The organism is Actinomycetospora straminea (assembly GCF_028737255.1).
In the GTDB taxonomy this organism is placed as follows: Bacteria; Actinomycetota; Actinomycetes; order Mycobacteriales; family Pseudonocardiaceae; genus Actinomycetospora; species Actinomycetospora straminea.
In genome coordinates this window covers 112,308-129,980 of the sequence record NZ_JAQZAN010000011.1, presented here as the reverse complement: position 1 = coordinate 129,980, position 17,673 = coordinate 112,308, and the positions used below count along the sequence as shown (strand labels likewise).

Genomic DNA, 17,673 nt, shown 5'->3' with positions numbered 1-17,673 from the left:
AGCCATGGCCGGGCCCCATCTGCCGATCTCCGGATCGGCTCCCGAGCAGGGCGTCAGCACGCACTGCCCGTACTGCTCGCTGCAGTGCGCGATGACGCTGACCCCGCGCGCGCACGCCGCGGGGCCGGTGCTCGAGGTGACCGGCGCGCCGTTCCCGACCAACCGCGGTGGGCTCTGCGAGAAGGGCCTGTCGGCGGCCGAGCTGCTCGGACACCCCGACCGGCTCACGACGCCGCTCGTGCGGGACGCGCGCGACGAGCCGTTCCGCGCCGCGACCTGGGACGAGGCCCTCCAGAGGATCGCCGACGGGCTCACCGTCGCCCAGGAGCGCTACGGCCCGGACGCCGCCGGGTTGTTCGGCGGCGGCGGGATGACCAACGAGAAGGCCTACCAGGCCGGCAAGTTCGTCCGGGTCGCGCTGCGCAGCGCCTCGATCGACTACAACGGCCGCTTCTGCATGTCGTCGGCCGCAGCGGCCGCGACGAAGGCCTTCGGCGTCGACCGCGGCATGCCGTTCCCGCTCGCCGACATCGCCCGCGCCGACACCGTGCTGCTCGTCGGCTCCAACCCCGCCGACGTCATGCCGCCCGCGATGCGGTGGTTCGCCGCCGGCCGCGAGCGCGGGGCCACCCACATCGTCGTCGACCCCCGCTACACCGCCACCGCGGCCGCCGCCGACGTGCACCTCCAGCCCGTGCCCGGCACCGACCTCGCGCTCGCGAACGGGCTGCTGCACCTCGCGGTGAAGCACCGCCTCGTCGACACCGCCTACGTCGCCGAGCGCACCACCGGCTGGCCCGCGGTCCGCCGCGCCCTGCGCCAGTACTGGCCCGACCGCGTCGAGCGCATCACCGGCGTCCCGGTCGCGGTGATGGAGCGCGCGGTCCGGCTGCTCGCCGCGTCCCGCGCCACGATGATCCTCTCGGGGCGGGGCGCCGAGCAGCACGCCAAGGGCTCGGACACCGCCCTGGCGTGGATCAACCTCGCCCTGGCCCTCGGGCTGCCCGGCCGCCCCTACAGCGGCTGGGCGACGATGACCGGCCAGGGCAACGGGCAGGGCGGCCGCGAGCACGGGCAGAAGGCCGACCAGCTGCCCGGCTACCGGATGCTCGCCGACCCCGCCGCCCGCGCCCACGTCGCGGGCGTCTGGGGCGTCGACCCCGACGAGCTGCCCCGGCCCGGCGTCTCGGCCTACGAGATGCTCGACCGCCTCGGCGCCGACGGCGGCGTGCGCGCCCTGCTGGTCATGGCCTCGAACGTCGCCGTCTCCGCCCCGCGCGCCGCCCACGTGCGCGAGCGCCTGCAGGGCCTCGACTTCCTCGCCGTCTCCGACCTGTTCCTCTCCGAGACCGCCGAGCTCGCCGACGTCGTCCTGCCCACCACGCAGTGGGCCGAGGAGGACGGCACGATGACCAACCTCGAGGGCCGCGTCCTGCGCCGCCGGCGCGCCACCGACGCCCCCGACGGCGTGCGCGGCGACCTCGCCGTCCTCGCCGACCTGGCCCGGCGCCTCGGGCGCGGCGACCGGTTCGACGACGACCCCCGCGCCGTGTTCGACGAGCTCCGCCGCGCCAGCGCCGGGGGGAAGGCCGACTACGCGGGCATCACGTGGGAGCGCATCGAGGCCGAGCGCGGCGTGTTCTGGCCGTGCCGCACCGAGGACGACGCGGGGACCCCGCGGCTGTTCCGCGAGGGCTTCGCGACCCCCGACGGGCGCGCCCGCTTCCACGTCGTGCACCACCGCGACGCCGCCGAGACCCCCGACGACGAGTACCCCTACCGCCTGACCACCGGCCGCAGCCGCGCGCACTACCAGTCGGGCACGCAGACCCGGCGGACCAAGGCGCTGCTGGACGCCGAGCCCGAACCGTCCGTCGAGATCCACCCCGACCTCGCCGCGCGGCTCGGCGTCGCCGAGGGCGGCGACCTCGTGCTGCGCACGCGCCGCGGCCGCGCCCGGATGCGCGCCCGCCTGACCCCGACGATCCGGCCGGACACGGTCTTCGCGCCGTTCCACTGGTCGGGCGAACAGACGATCAACGACCTCACGAACCCCGTCCTGGACCCGGTGTCGCGGATGCCGGAGTTCAAGGTCTGCGCGGTCGAGCTCACGGCCGCCCCCACCACCGACGGCAAGGAGGACCCCGCGTGATGACGACCCCACGGTTCCTGCAGGGCGCGTTCGCGTTCGACGGGCAGGGGCTGGACAAGCCCGCACTCCTGCACCCGACGCTGACCTACACCGTGCCCGAGGGCGTGACCGGCCAGGTCCTCTACGTGCGCGCGGGCAACTCCTCCGACGAGCTCGCGACGGTCGTGCTCGTCTTCGACGGCGCCCCGGCGCGGTGGCTGCCGGTCGGCGCGAAGTCGGACATGCACGTGTCGCTGCGGGTGGTCGAGGACCTCCTCGCCGGGACGACGGTCGAGGTGCACTACACGGCCCCGGCCGGCACGAGCGGCACGCTCGTCGTCGACTGCGGCCTGGTGGAGGTGTGAGCCGATGACCCAGACCGCGACGCGACCCGAGACGCCCGACGCGGCGTCCACGAAGAGCCGGCTCGTCGTTGTCGGCAACGGCATGTCCGGCGCCCGCGCGCTCGAGGAGATCCTCGCGCGCGGGGGCGGCGAGCAGTTCGCCGTCACCGTCTTCGGCGACGAGCCCTACGGCAACTACAACCGCATCCTGCTCTCGGAGGTCCTCGCGGGGGCGGCCGGTGAGGCGGTCGACAACGAGGACAGCGACGACCTCTACCTCAACCCGCTCGACTGGTACGACGAGAACGGGATCACGCTGCACGCCGGCGTCCGGATCGTGCGCATCGACCGGCACGCGAAGGTGGTGCTCGGCGACGACGGCTCGGTGACGCCGTACGACGTGCTCGTGCTGGCCACCGGCAGCCGCTCGTTCTTCCCGCCCATGGAGGGCATGTGGGCGTCGGACACCGAGCTCACGCCGGGGGTCTTCGGGTTCCGGTCGCTGGACGACGCGCAGGCGATGCTCGCCCACGTCGAGCAGCACCGGACCGCGGTGGTGATCGGTGGCGGGCTGCTCGGTCTCGAGGCCGCCGCGGGGCTGCAGGCGCACGGGGTCGCGGTGCACGTCGTGCACCCCACCGAGGTGCTGATGAACCAGCAGCTCGAGGCCGAGGCGTCGAAGGTGCTGCGCAGCAAGCTCGAGCAGATGGGCATGCACCTGCACCTCGGGGTGAAGACGAACGAGATCCTGACAGCGGACGGCAGGGTCTCCGGGGTCCGCTTCACCGACGGCTCCGACCTGGCGTGCGACATGGTCGTGGTCACCGCCGGCATCCGGCCCAACATCGGGCTCGCGATGGTCTCGGGTCTCGAGACGCAGCGCGCGATCGTCGTCGACGACAAGATGCGCTCGGTCGACGACGACGCGATCTTCGTGGTCGGCGAGTGCGCCCAGCACCGCGGCGAGGTCTACGGGGTCGTCGGTCCGCTGTGGGAGCAGGCCGCGGTCCTCGCCGACGTGGTCACGGGTGCAGACCCGGACGCCGAGTACCACGGGTCGCGCCTCGCGACGAAGCTCAAGGTCGCGGGCGTCGACGTCGCGCAGATGGGCGTCAAGGCCCCCGAGCGCGCGTCCGACGAGTTCGTGCAGTTCTCCGAGACCGGGCGCGGCGTCTACCAGACCGTCGTCATCCGGGACGGGACGCTGATCGGCGCGACGCTGGTCGGCGACGTCAGCAAGGTCGCGGCGCTGACCCAGGCGTTCGACAGCCGCTCCGCGCTGCCCGAGGAGCGCGTCAAGCTGCTGTTCGACCTCGGCTCGGCCGGCGACGCCTCCGCCGCGGCCGACCTGCCCGACGACACGCAGATCTGCAACTGCAACGGCGTGTCCAAGGGCGACCTCGTGGCGTGCGTGGAGCACGGCGCCGAGTCGGTGTCCGCGTGCATGGCGCAGACGCGGGCGGGCAAGGGGTGCGGCTCGTGCAAGGGGCTGGTGAAGGAGGTCGTGGAGGCCGCCCTGGGTGGCGCGGGTGTCGAGGACCCCGCCGACTCGTACTACGTGCCGGGCATCCCGCTGGACAAGCCGACGCTGATGCGCGAGATCCGCACGCGTGAGCTGAAGAGCGTCTCGTCGGTGTTCGCGGCGCTGGCCCCGGAGGGCAAGGAGCACGTCGGCTCGAAGATGGGGCTGACCGCGCTGCTGCGCATGATGTGGCCCGACGACGTCGTCGACGAGCGCGACGGGCGGTTCATCAACGACCGCGTGCACGCCAACATCCAGCGCGACGGGACGTTCTCGGTGGTGCCGCGGATGTCCGGCGGGGTCACCGACGCCGCGCAGCTGCGGCGCATCGCCGACGTCGCCGAGAAGCACGACATCCCGATGATCAAGCTGACCGGCGGGCAGCGCATCGACCTGCTCGGGGTGCCCAAGGAGAAGCTGCCGGAGGTGTGGGCGGACCTCGACATGCCGTCGGGCTGGGCCTACGGCAAGAGCTTCCGCACCGTGAAGACCTGCGTCGGCACCGACTTCTGCCGCTTCGGGCTCGGTGACTCGACGCGCCTGGGCATCGACCTCGAGGAGCGCTACAAGGGCATCGAGGGCCCGGCGAAGATGAAGCTCGCCGTGTCCGGCTGCCCGCGCAACTGCGCGGAGTCGATGGTCAAGGACGTGGGTCTGGTGGCCGTCGAGGGCGGGAAGTGGCAGATCTACGTCGGCGGGGCGGCGGGCGCGACGATCCGCCAGGGCGACGTCCTCGCCACTGTGGACACCCACGAGGAGGCCATGACGATCACGGGCCGGTTCCTGCAGTACTACCGCGAGAACGCGAACTGGCTCGAGCGCACGTACGACTTCGTGCCGCGGATGGGGCTCGACCACATCATCGCCGTGGTCGTCGACGACACCGAGGGCATCGCCGCCGAGCTCGACGCGCGGATGCAGGCTTCGGTCGACCGCTACGTCGACCCGTGGGCCGCCGACCAGACCGAGGCGACGCCGGGGCAGTTCCACGACGCGCTGCCGCTGGTCCCGCTGCCGCAGGTCCCCGTCCGGGAGGGCTCGAGCCGATGAGCACCGATGCCCAGCCGGCGGTCGAGGCGCGCCTCGGCCCCGTCGACCAGATCCCCCTCGGCGAGGGGCGGGCGTTCCTCGTCGGGGACGAGCCCGTCGCGGTGTTCCGGCCGCGCTCGGGCGGGCTCCACGCGCTGCGGGCGATCTGCCCGCACCGCGGGGGCCCGCTCGCCGACGGGCTCGTCGACGGCGAGGTGGTGATGTGCCCGCTGCACAACCACCAGTTCTCGCTGGCCGACGGCACCTGTGCCACCGGCGCCGACGACGTCACGGCGTACGCGGCGACCGAGGAGGACGGCGAACTGGTCGTGCGCCTGCACTAGCGCGAGGATGCCTCCGTGCCCATCACCGTGCCCACCACGGAGCGCTTCCTCGACGAGGTCGTCCTGCACACCACGGCGTTCGCCGACGCCGTGCACGCCGCGGGCCAGGAGGCGCGCGTGCCGACGTGCCCGGAGTGGTCCGCGCGCGACCTCGCCGAGCACCTCGGCGCCGTCCACCGCTGGTGCGCCGGCACCGTCTCCCGCCCCGGCGAGAAGCTCGTGCGCCGGGGGCCGACCGACCCGCCGATACCGGAGTCCGACGACGAGGTGTCGACCTGGCTGCTCGAGGGCGCCGCGACCCTGACCCAGGCGATCCGCGCGGCCGGCGAGGACACCCTGGTCGGCGGCTTCGGCGCGCTGGTGCCGGTGTCGTTCTGGGCGCGCCGGCAGTGCCACGAGACGCTCGTGCACCGCGCCGACGCCGAGATCGCGGCGGGCCGGGACCCGCTCACCGACGTCGACCCGGTGATCGCCGCCGACGCCGTCGACGAGCACCTGGCGATGGTGGCGCTGAGCGCCCAGCGCCGCCCCGACCTGCAGGCCGACGGCGCCACGCTGCACCTGCACGCGACCGACGAGGGGATCGGCGACGCCGGCGAGTGGGTCGTGACGCTGGGCGCCGGCGGCCCGGTGATCGAGCACGCGCACCGCAAGAGCGACACCGCCGTGCGCGGCCCGGCCCGGGCCCTGCTCACCGTGCTCACCAGCCGCGAACACCCCGAGGACGTCGGTGTCGACGTCCTCGGGGCGGCGGACCTGCTCACGCTGTGGCGCCAGCAGGGCGGGGTCTGATCTAGAGGGTGCCGGTGAAGACCGCGGGCTCGTGGTCGAAGGACGGGGTGATGTCGACCTGGGCCTCGCCGCTGTTCGTCGTGGTGGAGAAGGCCACCTCGTAGGTCATGGTGCGGCCGGGCTGGAGCTGGTTCTGCGGCGGCGTGCCGGTCTCGGCGTCGAAGATCTGGGAGGCCGGGGCGCCGCCGGTCGACATCGCGGCCTGGAGCAGCACCGGGTCGAACGCGGCGCCGGTGTTGTTGGTGATGCGGACCGTGACGCTGTAGGCGTAAGGGTTCGAGTTGCCGGCCGCGTACCTCGAGGGGTCGTACGAGGCCGGCTCGCTGACGGAGACGGCGAGGCCGTCGGCGTAGGTGAAGGTCTGGCCGAAGCCCACGGCCGTGGTGGCGGGGGCGGCGGGAGCGGCCGGCGCGCTCGCCGCCGGCGTGGTCGCACCGATCGCCGACAGGTCGCGGTCGAGCTCGGTGAAGGCGTTGGCGACGATGACCAGGCCCCAGATGCCCAGCGCCACGGCCAGCACGCAGGCGACGACCCCGGTGACGGCGGTGCCGGTGTTGGTCGCCGCGCCGCGGCGGGCCCGGGCCACGCCGACCAGGCCGAGCACGAGGCCGACGACGCCCAGGAGGATCGCGCCCATCCCGAGCAGGGGGATGAGACCGACGACCAGGCCGCACAGGCCGAGCACCAGGCCGGCGATGCCGAGCCCGTTGCGCGGGGCGGCGACCGGCATCGCGACCGGCGCGGCGTGACCGGCCGGCCGGGGCATCGCGGACGGCATCGCGGGCGGCATCGCCGGAGCCGCCACGGGCCCCGCCGGGGCGCCCCGCATCCCGGCCGCGGCGTGGAGCGCGGCGCGGGAGATCGGCGCGGTGGGCGGCTCGACCGAGGCGTCCTCGGTGCCGACCGGCCGCAGGGAAACCACCGGCCCCGACGGGTGCGGCTCGCGGGTCCCGGCGGGAGCACGGTGGCGCGGCGGCTGGACAGTGGTCATGGTGGCGATCCCCCGACGAGATGCGTGGTATCCACCGAGCGGCGGACCTGCCGCACATGTCGTCGGGGCTCGCGATCCGTTAGCGCCTCTCACCGGAACGAGTGAACGGCGGCGGTGCGGGACACGGCACGACGAGCGGCCGATGCCGGACCCGCCGCGGACCAGGGCGATGAGGATCGTCGTGGTCCGCGGGCGGGTCCGGGTCGTCCAGCACCACCACGCGCAGCCAGCGCCCGGCGAACGGCTCGAACCGCACGCCGCGACCGCCGATGGCCTGCGCGACCCGCTGGGCCGGCGGGACCAGGTCCGCCGGGACCATGCCCGCCATGAGCTCGACGGAGAACACCGTCGGCGGGCCCATCTGCACGAAACCGATCCGCGGGCAGGTGATCGTGACCCCGGCCGGGACGTGGGTCTTCCTGCGCACCCCGAGGTACTCGCAGGCAGCCCGGAACTCGCGGCGCAGGTCGGTCTCGAACGCGTGCGCGATGGCCTCGTGACGGCGCTGCTCGGCGCGGCCCCGGAACGAGGGCAGCATCGGGAAGGACATCTTGCGGAAGATCCAGCTCATGACGTGCCCCCTCTCGGACGCGCAGGATCGAGCGCCGAGAATGGCGCTGCAGAACGGCCCAGAACGGCACGGAATGGCACGGAATGGCCGAGGAATGGCGCGGAATGCGCGTCCGTCCGCGCCGTCGGCGGTCCCCGACGGGACCAGCCGACGGCCGGCACGCGACCTGAGCAGCGAAGACGTCGCCGAGCCAGCCGGCGCGGGAGAGTGCGGAGCGCCGGGGCTCAGCAGTCCACGAACGACAGGGGGCCGGTGGCGACGATGTGCGTCACCCGATAGTCGGTGTCTGTCGTCAACATCGTCTCCACCTCCTCTCCGTGTCGAGAACGACATTAGAGGGCGTGGACGGTCATGTCCACGATTTCCCGAGAACTGTTGCCGCGAATGCGCGGCGCTGTCACAGCGTGAGCACGAGCTTGCCGGCCGTCGAGCCCTTCTCGAGCTCGCGGTGCGCGGCGGCGGCCTCCTCGAGCGGGAAGGTGCCGGCGATCCGGACGGTCAGCACGTCCTCGGCGATCAGCCGCGCGATGCCCGTCAGCGCGACGCCGTCGGGCTCGACGAGGAAGTCGGTGACCCGCTTGCCCTCGGCCTCCGCCTGCTCGGCCAGCCCCTCGGGGACGCCCGACGGCACGCACACCACGAGCCCACCGCGGCGCAGGACGGCCAGCGACGAGGGCCCGTTGACCTCGGTGAGGTCGACCGCGACGTCGATGTCCCGGGTGGCCTCGGCGATCTCCTCGGTGTGGTGGTCGATCGCCTCGTCCAGACCGAGGGCGACGAGGTCGGCGTGCTTGCCGGCCGAGGCGGTGCCGACGACGTGCGCACCCCGGGTCTTCGCGATCTGCACCGCGAGGTGCCCGACCCCGCCGCCCGCGGCGTGGATCAGCACCCGCTGGTCGCGCTGTACGTCGGCGGTGTCGACGAGGATCTGCCAGGCGGTGAGGCCGGCGAGCGGGAGCGCAGCGGCGGTGACGTCGTCGACACCGTCGGGGATGGGCGCGAAGTGCCGCGACGGGGCCGTCACGTACTCGCCGTAGCCGCCGGCCTGCCGCGGGAACCACGGCATGCCGAACACGCGGTCGCCGACGGCGAAGCGCGTGACGCCCATGCCCACGGCGTCGACCACGCCGGCGACGTCCCAGCCCACGGTGAAGGGCGGCGCGGTCATGTCGTCACCGAGCCCGGCGCCGCCCGCGCGCACCTTCGTGTCGACCGGGTTCACGCCGGCCGCCGTCACCCGCACGCGAATCTCGGTGGGGATCGGCTCGGGGACCGGCGCCTCCTCGACGCGCAGGACCTCCGGCCCGCCAGGGGCGTCCTGGGTGATCCGTCGCATCGTGGCCGGGGTGGTCGTCGCCGTCATGGTCGAGACGTGCCCGGCGACCCCGGGACGCACACCCTGAGCAGGCCGGAAGTGACTGGGGACCCCTCGGTAAACTGGGCGTCATGGTGCAGTCCGACCCCGGCACGCGTGTGCCCGAGAAGCCGACCCTCGACGGCCTCGAGGACCGGTGGGCGCGCGTATGGGAGGACGAGGGCACCTACGCGTTCGACCGGTCGGCGACGCGCGAGCAGGTGTTCTCCGTCGACACCCCGCCGCCGACGGTCTCGGGGTCGCTGCACGTCGGGCACGTGTTCAGCTACACCCACACCGACATCGTCGCCCGCTTCCAGCGCATGCGGGGCAAGAAGGTCTTCTACCCCATGGGCTGGGACGACAACGGCCTGCCCACCGAGCGCCGGGTGCAGAACTTCTACGGCGTGCGCTGCGAGCCGAGCCTGCCCTACGACCCGGACTTCACCCCGCCCGAGAAGCCCGGCAAGCAGCAGATCCCGGTGTCGCGGAAGAACTTCGTCGAGCTCTGCGAGACGCTGACCGCCGAGGACGAGAAGGCGTTCGAGGCGCTGTGGCGCCGCAACGGCCTGTCGGTCGACTGGTCGCACGGCTACCAGACCATCGACGCCCGGGCACGCGCGATCAGCCAGCGCGCGTTCCTGCGCAACGTCGAGCGCGGCCAGGCCTACGTCTCGATGGCCCCGACGCTGTGGGACGTCACGTTCCGCACGGCCGTGGCGCAGGCCGAGCTCGAGGACCGCGAGCACACCGGCGCGTGGCACCGGATCGCCTACCACGGCGCGTCGGGGCCGACGTACATCGAGACCACGCGCCCCGAGCTGATCCCGGCGTGCGTCGCGCTCATCGCGCACCCCGACGACGAGCGCTACCAGCCGCTGTTCGGCACGACGGTGCGCTCGCCGCTGTTCGACGTCGAGGTCCCGGTGCTGGCGCACCCGGCCGCCGAGATGGAGCGCGGCGCCGGCATCGCGATGTGCTGCACGTTCGGCGACCTCACCGACGTCCAGTGGTGGCGCGAGCTCGACCTGCCCAACCGCACGGTGATCAACCGCGACGGTCGCCTGCTGCGCGACACCCCGGACTGGATCACCTCGGAGGCCGGGCGGCAGCGCTGGGAGCAGGTCGCCGGCGCGACGGTGCACACCGCCAAGGAGCGGATCGTCGCGATGCTGCAGGAGACCGGCGAGCTGGTCGGTGACGTCCGCCCGGTGACCCGCCCGGTGAAGTTCTACGAGAAGGGCGACAAGCCGCTCGAGATCGTCTCCAGCCGGCAGTGGTACATCCGCAACGGCGGCCGCGAGGCCTCGGTCCGCGACGAGATGCTCGCCCGCGGTCGCGAGCTGCGGTGGCACCCGGAGTACATGCGCCACCGCTACGAGGACTGGGTGCGCGGCCTCAACGGCGACTGGCTGGTCAGCCGCCAGCGCTTCTTCGGCGTCCCGGTGCCCGTCTGGTACCCGCTCGACGGCGAGGGCGAGGTCATCCCGGACAAGCCGCTGACGCCGGACGACGCCGCGCTGCCGGTCGACCCGACCACCGACGTCCCGCCCGGCTACACCGCCGAGCAGCGCGACGTCCCCGGCGGCTTCACCGGTGACCCCGACGTCCTCGACACCTGGGCCACCTCGTCGCTGACCCCGCAGATCGCGGGGCTGTGGAGCGTCGACGACGACCTGTTCGCGCGCGTGTTCCCGATGGACCTGCGCCCGCAGGGCCACGACATCATCCGCACCTGGTTGTTCTCGACGGTGCTGCGCAGCCACCTCGAGCACGACAGCCTGCCGTGGGCGCACGCCGCGCTGTCCGGCTGGATCCTCGACCCGGACCGCAAGAAGATGTCGAAGTCCAAGGGCAACGTCGTCACGCCGATGGGGCTGCTCGAGGAGTTCGGGTCGGACGCGGTGCGCTACTGGGCCGCCGGCGGACGTCCCGGCGTCGACACGGCCTTCGACCGCGGGCAGATGAAGGTCGGCCGGCGGCTCGCGATGAAGCTGCTCAACGCCTCGAAGTTCATCCTCGGGGTCGGCGTGGACGCCGGCGAGCCCGACCTGTCCGCGGTGTCGACGCCGCTGGACCGCGCACTGCTCGCCCGGCTCACCGAGGTCGTCGAGAAGGCGACCGCGGCGCTCGACGACTACGACTACGCCGTGGCCCTCGAGGTCACCGAGCAGTTCTTCTGGTTCTTCTGCGACGACTACCTCGAACTGGTCAAGTCCCGCGCGTACGGCGAGTTCGACGAGGCCGGCCGCGACTCGGCGCGCGCCACGCTCGCGGCGGCGTTGCGCGTCCTGCAGCGGCTGTTCGCGCCGGTGCTGCCGTTCGTCGCCGAGGAGGTCTGGTCGTGGTGGCAGGAGGGCTCGGTGCACCTCGCGGCCTGGCCCGACATCCACGAGCTCGCGACCTCGGCCGAGGCCGACCCGCAGGTCCTCTCGGTGGCGTCCGACGTCATCGGCGGCATCCGGCGGGCGAAGTCCGAGCAGAAGCTGTCGATCCGCACCGAGGTCGAGAGCCTGTCGGTCCAGGCGGCGCCGGCCGCGCTCGAGGCGCTGCGGGAGGCCCTCGCGGACGTCCGGGCGGCCGGGCGGGTGCGCGACGTCGAGCTCGTCGTGTCGTCGGACGGCGAGCTCGTCACCACGGTCGGCGCCCCGACGGCCTGAGGTGGCCGCCGACCTCCTGGCGTGGGTCGACGACCCCGACGCCGGCTGGAGCGTGGGGACCTTCGGCGCCCTCGCCGAGTTCCTGCGCGACCCCGAGGAGCCGGCCGAGGTCACGCACGCGCCGGGCCGCGCCACCGTTGTCACCCCGCGCGGCGGCGTCGACGTCCGGCTGACCGAGGACGTCCGGCCCGTCGCGTGGGAGCGGCGCGCGGGTGAGAGCTGGAGCCAGGCCGTGGCGCTGTGCCTGGTCCGGCCCGCGGGCGGGCGCTCGGTGGTCACGGAGCTCGGTCCCGACGTCGACGCGCTGCGCGACGAGGACCGCGACGCGGTGCTCGTCGACCTCGGGGTCGGCGCGCCGCACCTCGAGGCGTGCGTGCGCACCCGCGATGCGGCTCTGCTGGCGACCTTGCGGTCGGTCGAGGGGCGGCCGCTGAGCGAGGCCGGCGCGGTCGCGGGCGCGCTGGTCGAGGCCGGCCCGCACCGGGTGTTCCGCACGGGGGTGGCGCGGCTCGAGGTGTTCACGCCGATCCCGCCGCCCGACGGGACGAGTCCCGACGGGCCGCACACCCACCTGCTGCCGCGGCTGCTCGCGCACGGCCGGACGCACGCCGCGACCGACCCGGTCCCCGCCGGCCACGTCCCGGGCGCGACGCTCCACCTGCCGCACCCGACCCGGGCGGTCGACGGCCGCCGGATCCCGGCGCGGCCCGAACGGCACCGGCGCGCGCAGGAGGTGCTCGCGCGGTACGGCGACCCGGAGGCGGTCGCGGCGAAGGCGGCGGTGGCCGAGGCGCTGGCGACGTCGACGGCACCGCCGGCGTGGGCGCGGGACCGCGCGTACCGGGCGGCGGTGGAGCTGGCGCTGCGTCAGTGCGAGGAGCTGGAGCCCGACCATCCGCATCTGCCGGGGTGGCGGGCGGTGCTCCCGCGGGAGCGGGTCGAGGGCGACGGGCAGCCGCTCACCCACGACCCGGCGCAGGGATGAGGAGCGCCGGGGCGGCCCCGGCGGCCCTGACCGGGCCCGAGCTCAGTCCTGGAGCTCGGACTGCGGCGTGATGGCGAAGCGGAACTCGTCCCCGTCACCGCGCTCGGCGTCGGGCACCCGCTCGACGTCGAGGACCTTGTCGTCCAGGGCCGACGCGGCCTGCGGCTCGAGGAAGATGACGGCGCCGCCGCCCTCGAGCACGGTGTCGTCCGCGGCGGGCGTCGGGGCGACCGAGAGCTCGAGGCCCTCCTCCGCCATGTTGGGGGTGGCCGCGATGCGCAGACCCGACCCCTCGGGCATCTCGTTGGACTCGAGGATGGTCGAGATGGCCTCGGCCGCCGTCTCCGTCAGTGCCAGCATGCCTCGTTACCATACGGGTCACGGATTGGTCACGCACGTGGATGCGCGTGCCGTCACGCGACGGATCCCCAGCTCCACGCGTCGAACACGGAGGGGAACGACAGGATGGCCCTCCCGGTGAGCCCCGACCCCACCGAACGGCGCGCTGCTGTCCTCCGAATGCTCACCGCGTCACCGGACGGCCTGTCCGACGCCGCGCTGGCACGCGAGCTCGGCGACGGCGTCCGCACCCAGACCGTCAACCAGCTCTGCCGGCGCCTGGCCGCCGAGGGCGCGCTCGAGCGCGTCGGCACCCGGCCGATCCTCAACCGCCTGCCGGCGCCACCGCGGCGGAAGCGGCGGGCGGCGGGCGGCCAGGGCCGCGGCACCACGGCGAGCCGGGCGGTCGCGGCGGTCGCGCCTCCCTCGTCGGATGCTGCGCAAGCCGGAGCACCCGCGGCGGGCGAGCCGGCCGCGGCGGCGGACTCCCTCGCTGCTCCGGTCGCTCCGGGAAGCAAAGCGTCTCCGGCGACCGAGCCCGCCGCGGAGGACGGGGCGGTCGACGCTGCGTCCGACGCCTCAGGACCCGAGGCACCAGCAGCGGCCGGACCGGCCGCGAGCGTCGACCCCGTCCCCCCTCCGTCCGATGCTCCGGGGACCGACGCGACTCCGGCGACCGACCCGGTACCGCCGGCAGCTCGGACGACGCGTCGCTCGCGGGCGAAGGCCGACACGGTCGAGGAGACCGCTCCTGCCCGCGCGTCGAGCGCGTCGAGCACGGTCGAGGAGGCGCCGGCTCCGCAGGCCCGGACGCGGCGCAGGGCCCCGGGCAAGGACGCCGCGGCCGCGACGGCGAGCAGCAACGGCGCGGCGCCCGCCGAGGACCATGTCGACGCGGTCGTCGCACCACCGATCGAGGAGGCGGTCGAGGAGCCGTCGGGAGCGGCCGAGCACGAGGTCCACCCACCGCCCGCGTCCTCCCCCACCTACGACCCCCCGCCGTACGACGCGCTGCAGGCGTGGTCGCGGGTGGTCAACGTGCAGGCGCTGGTCGCCGGGTGGCTCGTGCGGCGGGGGGCGACGCTGCGCTGGGCGACGGTGGACGGCACCGGCCCGGCCCGGGACCTCGTCGCCTCGCTGGACGGCGACGACGTGCACGTCGAGGTCACCGGCTGGCCCGCCGACGGGGCACGGACGCACCCGACGACGATCGCCGGCGACTGGTTCTCCGCCGCCGAGCACGCCGCGGCGGAGCGACGTCGGGCACACCCGCGGGCGCGGATCGTCATCGCCCTGCCCGACACCCGCCGTTACCGCAGCCTGGCCGAGCAGCGGGCGGCGTCGCTGGCGGGCGCGCGGGCCGAGGTGTGGTTCGTCGACGCCGCGGGGTCCGTCCACGCGAGGTGAGGCTGGCCTACCGGTTGCTCCCGTCGGGCTCGGGGTACGACCGGCACGCCACCACGCGAACGGAAGGTCCTCATGTCCGCCGACATCACCGAGATGATCCTCGACGACCACGACTGGTTCCGGCGCCAGTTCCTCAAGCTCGCCGACCTGCGGGATCAGCCCGAGGAGGCCGAGAAGGTGTGGACCTCGCTGGCGATCCAGCTGGAGATCCACGCGTCGGCCGAGGAGCAGCACTTCTACCCCTCGATGGCGCGCCGCGTCGACGACGAGGACGCGTCCGCGACCGAGGACGCCGTCGGCGACCACGACGAGATCCGCGAGGGCACCGAGAAGGCGCGGAACGCCACCGTCGGCAGCCAGGAGTGGTGGGACGCCATCGACGAGACCGACCAGGCGAACAACCACCACATGGCCGAGGAGGAGCGCGACGACCTCGCGCCCTTCCGCAAGGGCACCTCGCTCGCCTTCCGCCAGGAGCTCGGGGCGAAGTTCGAGCAGTTCAAGGTCGAGCACGCCGAGGGGCGCGGGCTGTCGTTCGAGGAGAAGGACCCCGAGCAGTACGTCGAGGCCGTGACCGCGCCGGTCCAGGCCTAGCGACCCGCGCCCGGGAGGTCGAACCCGACCGGCTCCACCGGGGTCGCCGGCACCGACGCGCCCGCGTCGGCGGCGGGCGGGGCGCCGTCGTCGGTCACGAGCACCGCCGCGGCGCCCACGAGGGCCAGCGCGAGCAGGCCCGTCAGGGCGGGCACGGCCCAGCGCGGCGGGCCGCTCGGCACGGGCACGGGGCGCGGGACCCGGACGAGCGCCGTGCCGTGCGACGCCCGCATGGTGCGGGCGAGGAGCGGGAGGTCGTCGGTCGGGGACGGGTCGTCGACGAGGTGCGGGCGCGGCAGGACCAGCGCCGCCGCGCCGTTCAGCGAGCTCGCGCCCGCGGTCGCGGCGACGACGGTGGCGCGCCACGTGCCGGCCAGGTGGTCGACGACCGCGGTGTGCTCGTCCGCGACGACGATCGTCTGCGCCGGGCGGGCGCCCTCGGCCGCGTCGGCGGTGTCGTGCAGGGCGTGCTCGAGGAGGTCGGTGAACTCCTGGCGGTCGAGGTAGACCTCGGCCTCGCCGGCGGTCACCACCAGCTCCTCGCCGTCGGTGGAGCACATCAGCCGGCGGGCCTCGCGCAGCTCCCGCCCGAGGTGGGCGGCGTCGCGGCGGCCGACGGGGTCGGTGCGCCGGCGCAGCGCCTCGGCGATGTCGGGCGCGACGACGGCGAGCTTCGCGTGCACGACCCCGGTGAGCAGCGCGTCGAGCCGGGTGCCGAGCTCGCGCGCGCCGTCGGTGCCGATCTCCACGCCGTCGTCCGTGGTGCGTACCCGCCAGACGACGGGCTCGTCGCCGCGCGCGTCGACCACCACCACCGGCAGGCCCGCCGCCAGGGTCACGAGACGGGCGCCCGCGAACGCGACGGCCTCCGGCAGCCAGGACGGGTCGGGGAGGCCGGCGAGCTCGGCGGCCTCGGTGAGGGTGGTGAAGCGGTGCTGGTCGAGGTCGCCGGGTACGACCAGGACGAGGTGCTCGGGCGGGCCGTCCTCGCTCGCGACGGCCGCGGTCAGCGACTCGCCGAGCGTCCCGGCGTCACCGTCGACGAGGTCGACGTCGATCGGGCGGTGGTCCTCGTCGTCGACCCGGATCGCACGCAGGGCACCGGGCACCGCCTCGACGATCATCGTCCATCGATCCATGAGTCCCCCTCCGGTGGCGCCCGACGTGGTCCGAGCAGGCGTACTGATGCTCGACTGTTCGGCTCAACGTGGCGCAGCGTTAGCCCTTCCGGGATCTTCTGCCACGATCGATACCTCGCGGTAGGCCGTTCGTCGATTGGCCGGTGACCGGTGGCTCCCGTCCACGGAACGACGCGTGACCGCGGTTGAGTAGTTCCCCGCACCCGCCCGCGCCCGCGCGGGGCGAGGGTGGCGTCCGTGCCCGCTACGCTCGCCGCCCACGCCGGGGGAGGTGTCGTGACGAGCGCCGACGTCTCGCCGCGCGCGCGGGCGCACCCCCAGCTGGTCCCGCTGTGGCGCGGCCTCGTCGTCTACCGGGTGGTGACGCTGGTCGCGGCGCTGGTCAACGCCGCGCGCTTCGCCGGCGAGTGGGCGCGCCCCGCGCTCGGGGTGGCCGTGGTCGCGGTGATGGTCGCGTGGACCGCGGTCTCGTCGGTCCGCTACCTGCGCCGCGGCGACGCCGGCACCGCGGTCGCGGACCTGGTGATCACGGCCCTGGCCACCGCGTCGACGCTGCTCGTCGACACCCCGGACCGCGTCGCGCAGGGCGGCTCGGTGATCACGACGGTGTGGTCGGCGGGCCCGGTGCTGGCGATGGCGATCGCGCTCGGGTGGCGCGGCGGGCTCCTGGGCGCGGTGGTCACGGTCGGGGTGCTGTTCGGCGTGCGCCGCGCCCTCGACGGCGACCTGCTCTTCGACGCCCAGCTCCTCCTCATCGCTGGGCTCGCGGTCGGGCTCGCGGCCGACACCATGCGGCGCTCGGTCGAGCAGCTGCGCGCCGCCGCGGCCCGCGAGGCCGCCACCGCCGAGCGCGAGCGCCTCGCCCGCGACATCCACGACGGCGTGCTGCAGGTCCTCGCGCTCGTCCGCCGTCGGGGCGACGAGCTGGCCAGGACGAGCACCCCGCACGACACCGCCCCCGGCCTCGAGCTCGCCCGCCTCGCCGGCGAGCAGGAGGTCGCGCTGCGCCGGTTGATCACCTCGGCGCCGCCGACGCCGGGGCCCGACGGCACGGTCGACCTGTCCTCGCGGCTCGCCGGGGTCCTGCCCGCCCACGCGTCGCTCGCCGTGCCCGCGGCGCCGGTGCTCCTGCCCGCGACGGTCGTCGACGAGCTGGCCGCGGTGGTGCGCGAGGGCGCGGGCAACGCCGCCGCCCACGCGGGCGCCGATGCCGGGCTGTGGGTGCTCGTGGAGGACGACCCGGCCGCGGTCACGGTGAGCCTGCGCGACGACGGCGTCGGCATCCCCGACGGCCGGCTGGACGAGGCCGTGGCCGAGGGGCACCTGGGCGTGGCCGGGTCGATGCGGGGACGGGTGGACGCCCTGGGCGGCACCATCACGCTGCAGACCGGGCCCGGTGAGGGCACCGAGTGGGAGATCGTCGTGCCGCGGTCGTCGGCGCGGAGCGGGAGGAAGCCGTGACGGTGCGGGT

Annotated in this window: 15 protein-coding genes; 10 read left to right on the top strand and 5 right to left on the bottom strand. The window is 74.6% G+C overall.

Annotated features, from left to right (window positions below; genetic code table 11):
* Positions 1 to 4: 4 nt before the first annotated feature.
* Genes PH190_RS16355 through PH190_RS16335 form a run of 5 tightly spaced genes read left to right on the top strand, consistent with a single transcriptional unit; the run spans position 5 to position 6,162 of the window.
* Positions 5 to 2,152, top strand: coding sequence for a molybdopterin oxidoreductase family protein (locus PH190_RS16355; protein WP_274232594.1), 2,148 nt, complete (start codon positions 5 to 7; stop codon positions 2,150 to 2,152).
* Positions 2,152 to 2,496 carry a molybdopterin oxidoreductase gene (locus PH190_RS16350; protein ID WP_274232593.1) on the top strand — a complete coding sequence of 115 codons (345 nt, stop codon included), beginning with the start codon at positions 2,152 to 2,154 and terminating at the stop codon, positions 2,494 to 2,496. Before PH190_RS16355 ends, PH190_RS16350 begins: the two co-directional genes overlap by 1 nt.
* Before the next feature lie 4 nt (positions 2,497 to 2,500).
* The gene (gene nirB, locus PH190_RS16345; RefSeq protein WP_274232592.1) at positions 2,501 to 5,047 is read left to right on the top strand and encodes a nitrite reductase large subunit NirB; all 2,547 of its coding nucleotides are present in this window, start codon (positions 2,501 to 2,503) and stop codon (positions 5,045 to 5,047) included.
* Complete coding sequence (locus PH190_RS16340; protein ID WP_274232591.1) at positions 5,044 to 5,370, top strand: Rieske (2Fe-2S) protein; 327 nt, start codon at positions 5,044 to 5,046, stop codon at positions 5,368 to 5,370. The genes nirB and PH190_RS16340 overlap by 4 nt, the downstream gene beginning before the upstream one ends.
* Before the next feature lie 15 nt (positions 5,371 to 5,385).
* Positions 5,386 to 6,162 carry a maleylpyruvate isomerase family mycothiol-dependent enzyme gene (locus PH190_RS16335; protein WP_274232590.1) on the top strand — a complete coding sequence of 259 codons (777 nt, stop codon included), beginning with the start codon at positions 5,386 to 5,388 and terminating at the stop codon, positions 6,160 to 6,162.
* A gap of 1 nt (position 6,163) precedes the next feature.
* Here PH190_RS16335 and PH190_RS16330 read toward each other — a convergent pair whose 3' ends face one another.
* The 3 genes from PH190_RS16330 to PH190_RS16320 form a co-directional block, all read right to left on the bottom strand.
* Positions 6,164 to 7,153: a hypothetical protein gene (locus PH190_RS16330; protein ID WP_274232589.1), complete on the bottom strand. Its 990-nt coding sequence runs from the start codon at positions 7,151 to 7,153 to the stop codon at positions 6,164 to 6,166.
* A 79-nt stretch (positions 7,154 to 7,232) separates the two neighbouring features.
* On the bottom strand, positions 7,233 to 7,724 hold the full coding sequence (locus tag PH190_RS16325; protein WP_274232588.1) for a hypothetical protein: 492 nt from the start codon (positions 7,722 to 7,724) through the stop codon (positions 7,233 to 7,235).
* A gap of 397 nt (positions 7,725 to 8,121) precedes the next feature.
* On the bottom strand, positions 8,122 to 9,087 hold the full coding sequence (locus PH190_RS16320; protein WP_337993820.1) for an NADP-dependent oxidoreductase: 966 nt from the start codon (positions 9,085 to 9,087) through the stop codon (positions 8,122 to 8,124).
* A gap of 83 nt (positions 9,088 to 9,170) precedes the next feature.
* Between PH190_RS16320 and valS the strand changes: the two genes are divergently transcribed.
* Positions 9,171 to 11,738: a valine--tRNA ligase gene (gene valS / locus PH190_RS16315; protein ID WP_274232587.1), complete on the top strand. Its 2,568-nt coding sequence runs from the start codon at positions 9,171 to 9,173 to the stop codon at positions 11,736 to 11,738.
* Between the two features lies 1 nt (position 11,739).
* Complete coding sequence (locus tag PH190_RS16310; protein WP_274232586.1) at positions 11,740 to 12,723, top strand: DUF6925 family protein; 984 nt, start codon at positions 11,740 to 11,742, stop codon at positions 12,721 to 12,723.
* A gap of 42 nt (positions 12,724 to 12,765) precedes the next feature.
* Here PH190_RS16310 and PH190_RS16305 read toward each other — a convergent pair whose 3' ends face one another.
* A complete protein-coding gene (locus PH190_RS16305; RefSeq protein ID WP_116708087.1) occupies positions 12,766 to 13,083 on the bottom strand; it encodes an adhesin in 318 nt (105 codons plus the stop codon).
* Positions 13,084 to 13,242: 159 nt separating this feature from the next.
* Between PH190_RS16305 and PH190_RS16300 the strand changes: the two genes are divergently transcribed.
* Both PH190_RS16300 and PH190_RS16295 read left to right on the top strand, forming a co-directional pair.
* Entirely contained in the window at positions 13,243 to 14,469 is a 1,227-nt protein-coding gene (locus PH190_RS16300; RefSeq protein ID WP_274232585.1) for a hypothetical protein, read from the top strand.
* A 72-nt stretch (positions 14,470 to 14,541) separates the two neighbouring features.
* Positions 14,542 to 15,063, top strand: a complete 522-nt coding sequence (locus tag PH190_RS16295) for a hemerythrin domain-containing protein (protein ID WP_274232584.1) — start codon at positions 14,542 to 14,544, stop codon at positions 15,061 to 15,063.
* Here the strand turns inward: PH190_RS16295 and PH190_RS16290 are convergent.
* A complete protein-coding gene (locus tag PH190_RS16290; protein WP_274232583.1) occupies positions 15,060 to 16,202 on the bottom strand; it encodes a hypothetical protein in 1,143 nt (380 codons plus the stop codon). The two genes, PH190_RS16295 and PH190_RS16290, sit on opposite strands and share 4 nt — an antisense overlap.
* Before the next feature lie 276 nt (positions 16,203 to 16,478).
* Here PH190_RS16290 and macS point away from each other — a divergent pair, with 276 nt between their 5' ends.
* The gene (gene macS, locus PH190_RS16285; RefSeq protein ID WP_274232582.1) at positions 16,479 to 17,663 is read left to right on the top strand and encodes a MacS family sensor histidine kinase; all 1,185 of its coding nucleotides are present in this window, start codon (positions 16,479 to 16,481) and stop codon (positions 17,661 to 17,663) included.
* The last annotated feature ends 10 nt before the right edge of the window (positions 17,664 to 17,673 follow it).

Coding starts and splice junctions, on each gene's coding strand:
- PH190_RS16340 (WP_274232591.1), top strand. CDS start 5,044: ATGAGCACCGATGCCCAGCCGGCGGTCGAGGCGCGCCTCGGCCCCGTC.
- PH190_RS16350 (WP_274232593.1), top strand. CDS start 2,152: ATGACGACCCCACGGTTCCTGCAGGGCGCGTTCGCGTTCGACGGGCAG.
- PH190_RS16290 (WP_274232583.1), bottom strand. CDS start 16,202: ATGGATCGATGGACGATGATCGTCGAGGCGGTGCCCGGTGCCCTGCGT.
- PH190_RS16355 (WP_274232594.1), top strand. CDS start 5: ATGGCCGGGCCCCATCTGCCGATCTCCGGATCGGCTCCCGAGCAGGGC.
- PH190_RS16305 (WP_116708087.1), bottom strand. CDS start 13,083: ATGCTGGCACTGACGGAGACGGCGGCCGAGGCCATCTCGACCATCCTC.
- PH190_RS16295 (WP_274232584.1), top strand. CDS start 14,542: ATGTCCGCCGACATCACCGAGATGATCCTCGACGACCACGACTGGTTC.
- valS (WP_274232587.1), top strand. CDS start 9,171: ATGGTGCAGTCCGACCCCGGCACGCGTGTGCCCGAGAAGCCGACCCTC.
- nirB (WP_274232592.1), top strand. CDS start 2,501: ATGACCCAGACCGCGACGCGACCCGAGACGCCCGACGCGGCGTCCACG.
- PH190_RS16320 (WP_337993820.1), bottom strand. CDS start 9,087: ATGACGGCGACGACCACCCCGGCCACGATGCGACGGATCACCCAGGAC.
- PH190_RS16325 (WP_274232588.1), bottom strand. CDS start 7,724: ATGAGCTGGATCTTCCGCAAGATGTCCTTCCCGATGCTGCCCTCGTTC.
- PH190_RS16330 (WP_274232589.1), bottom strand. CDS start 7,153: ATGACCACTGTCCAGCCGCCGCGCCACCGTGCTCCCGCCGGGACCCGC.
- PH190_RS16300 (WP_274232585.1), top strand. CDS start 13,243: ATGCTCACCGCGTCACCGGACGGCCTGTCCGACGCCGCGCTGGCACGC.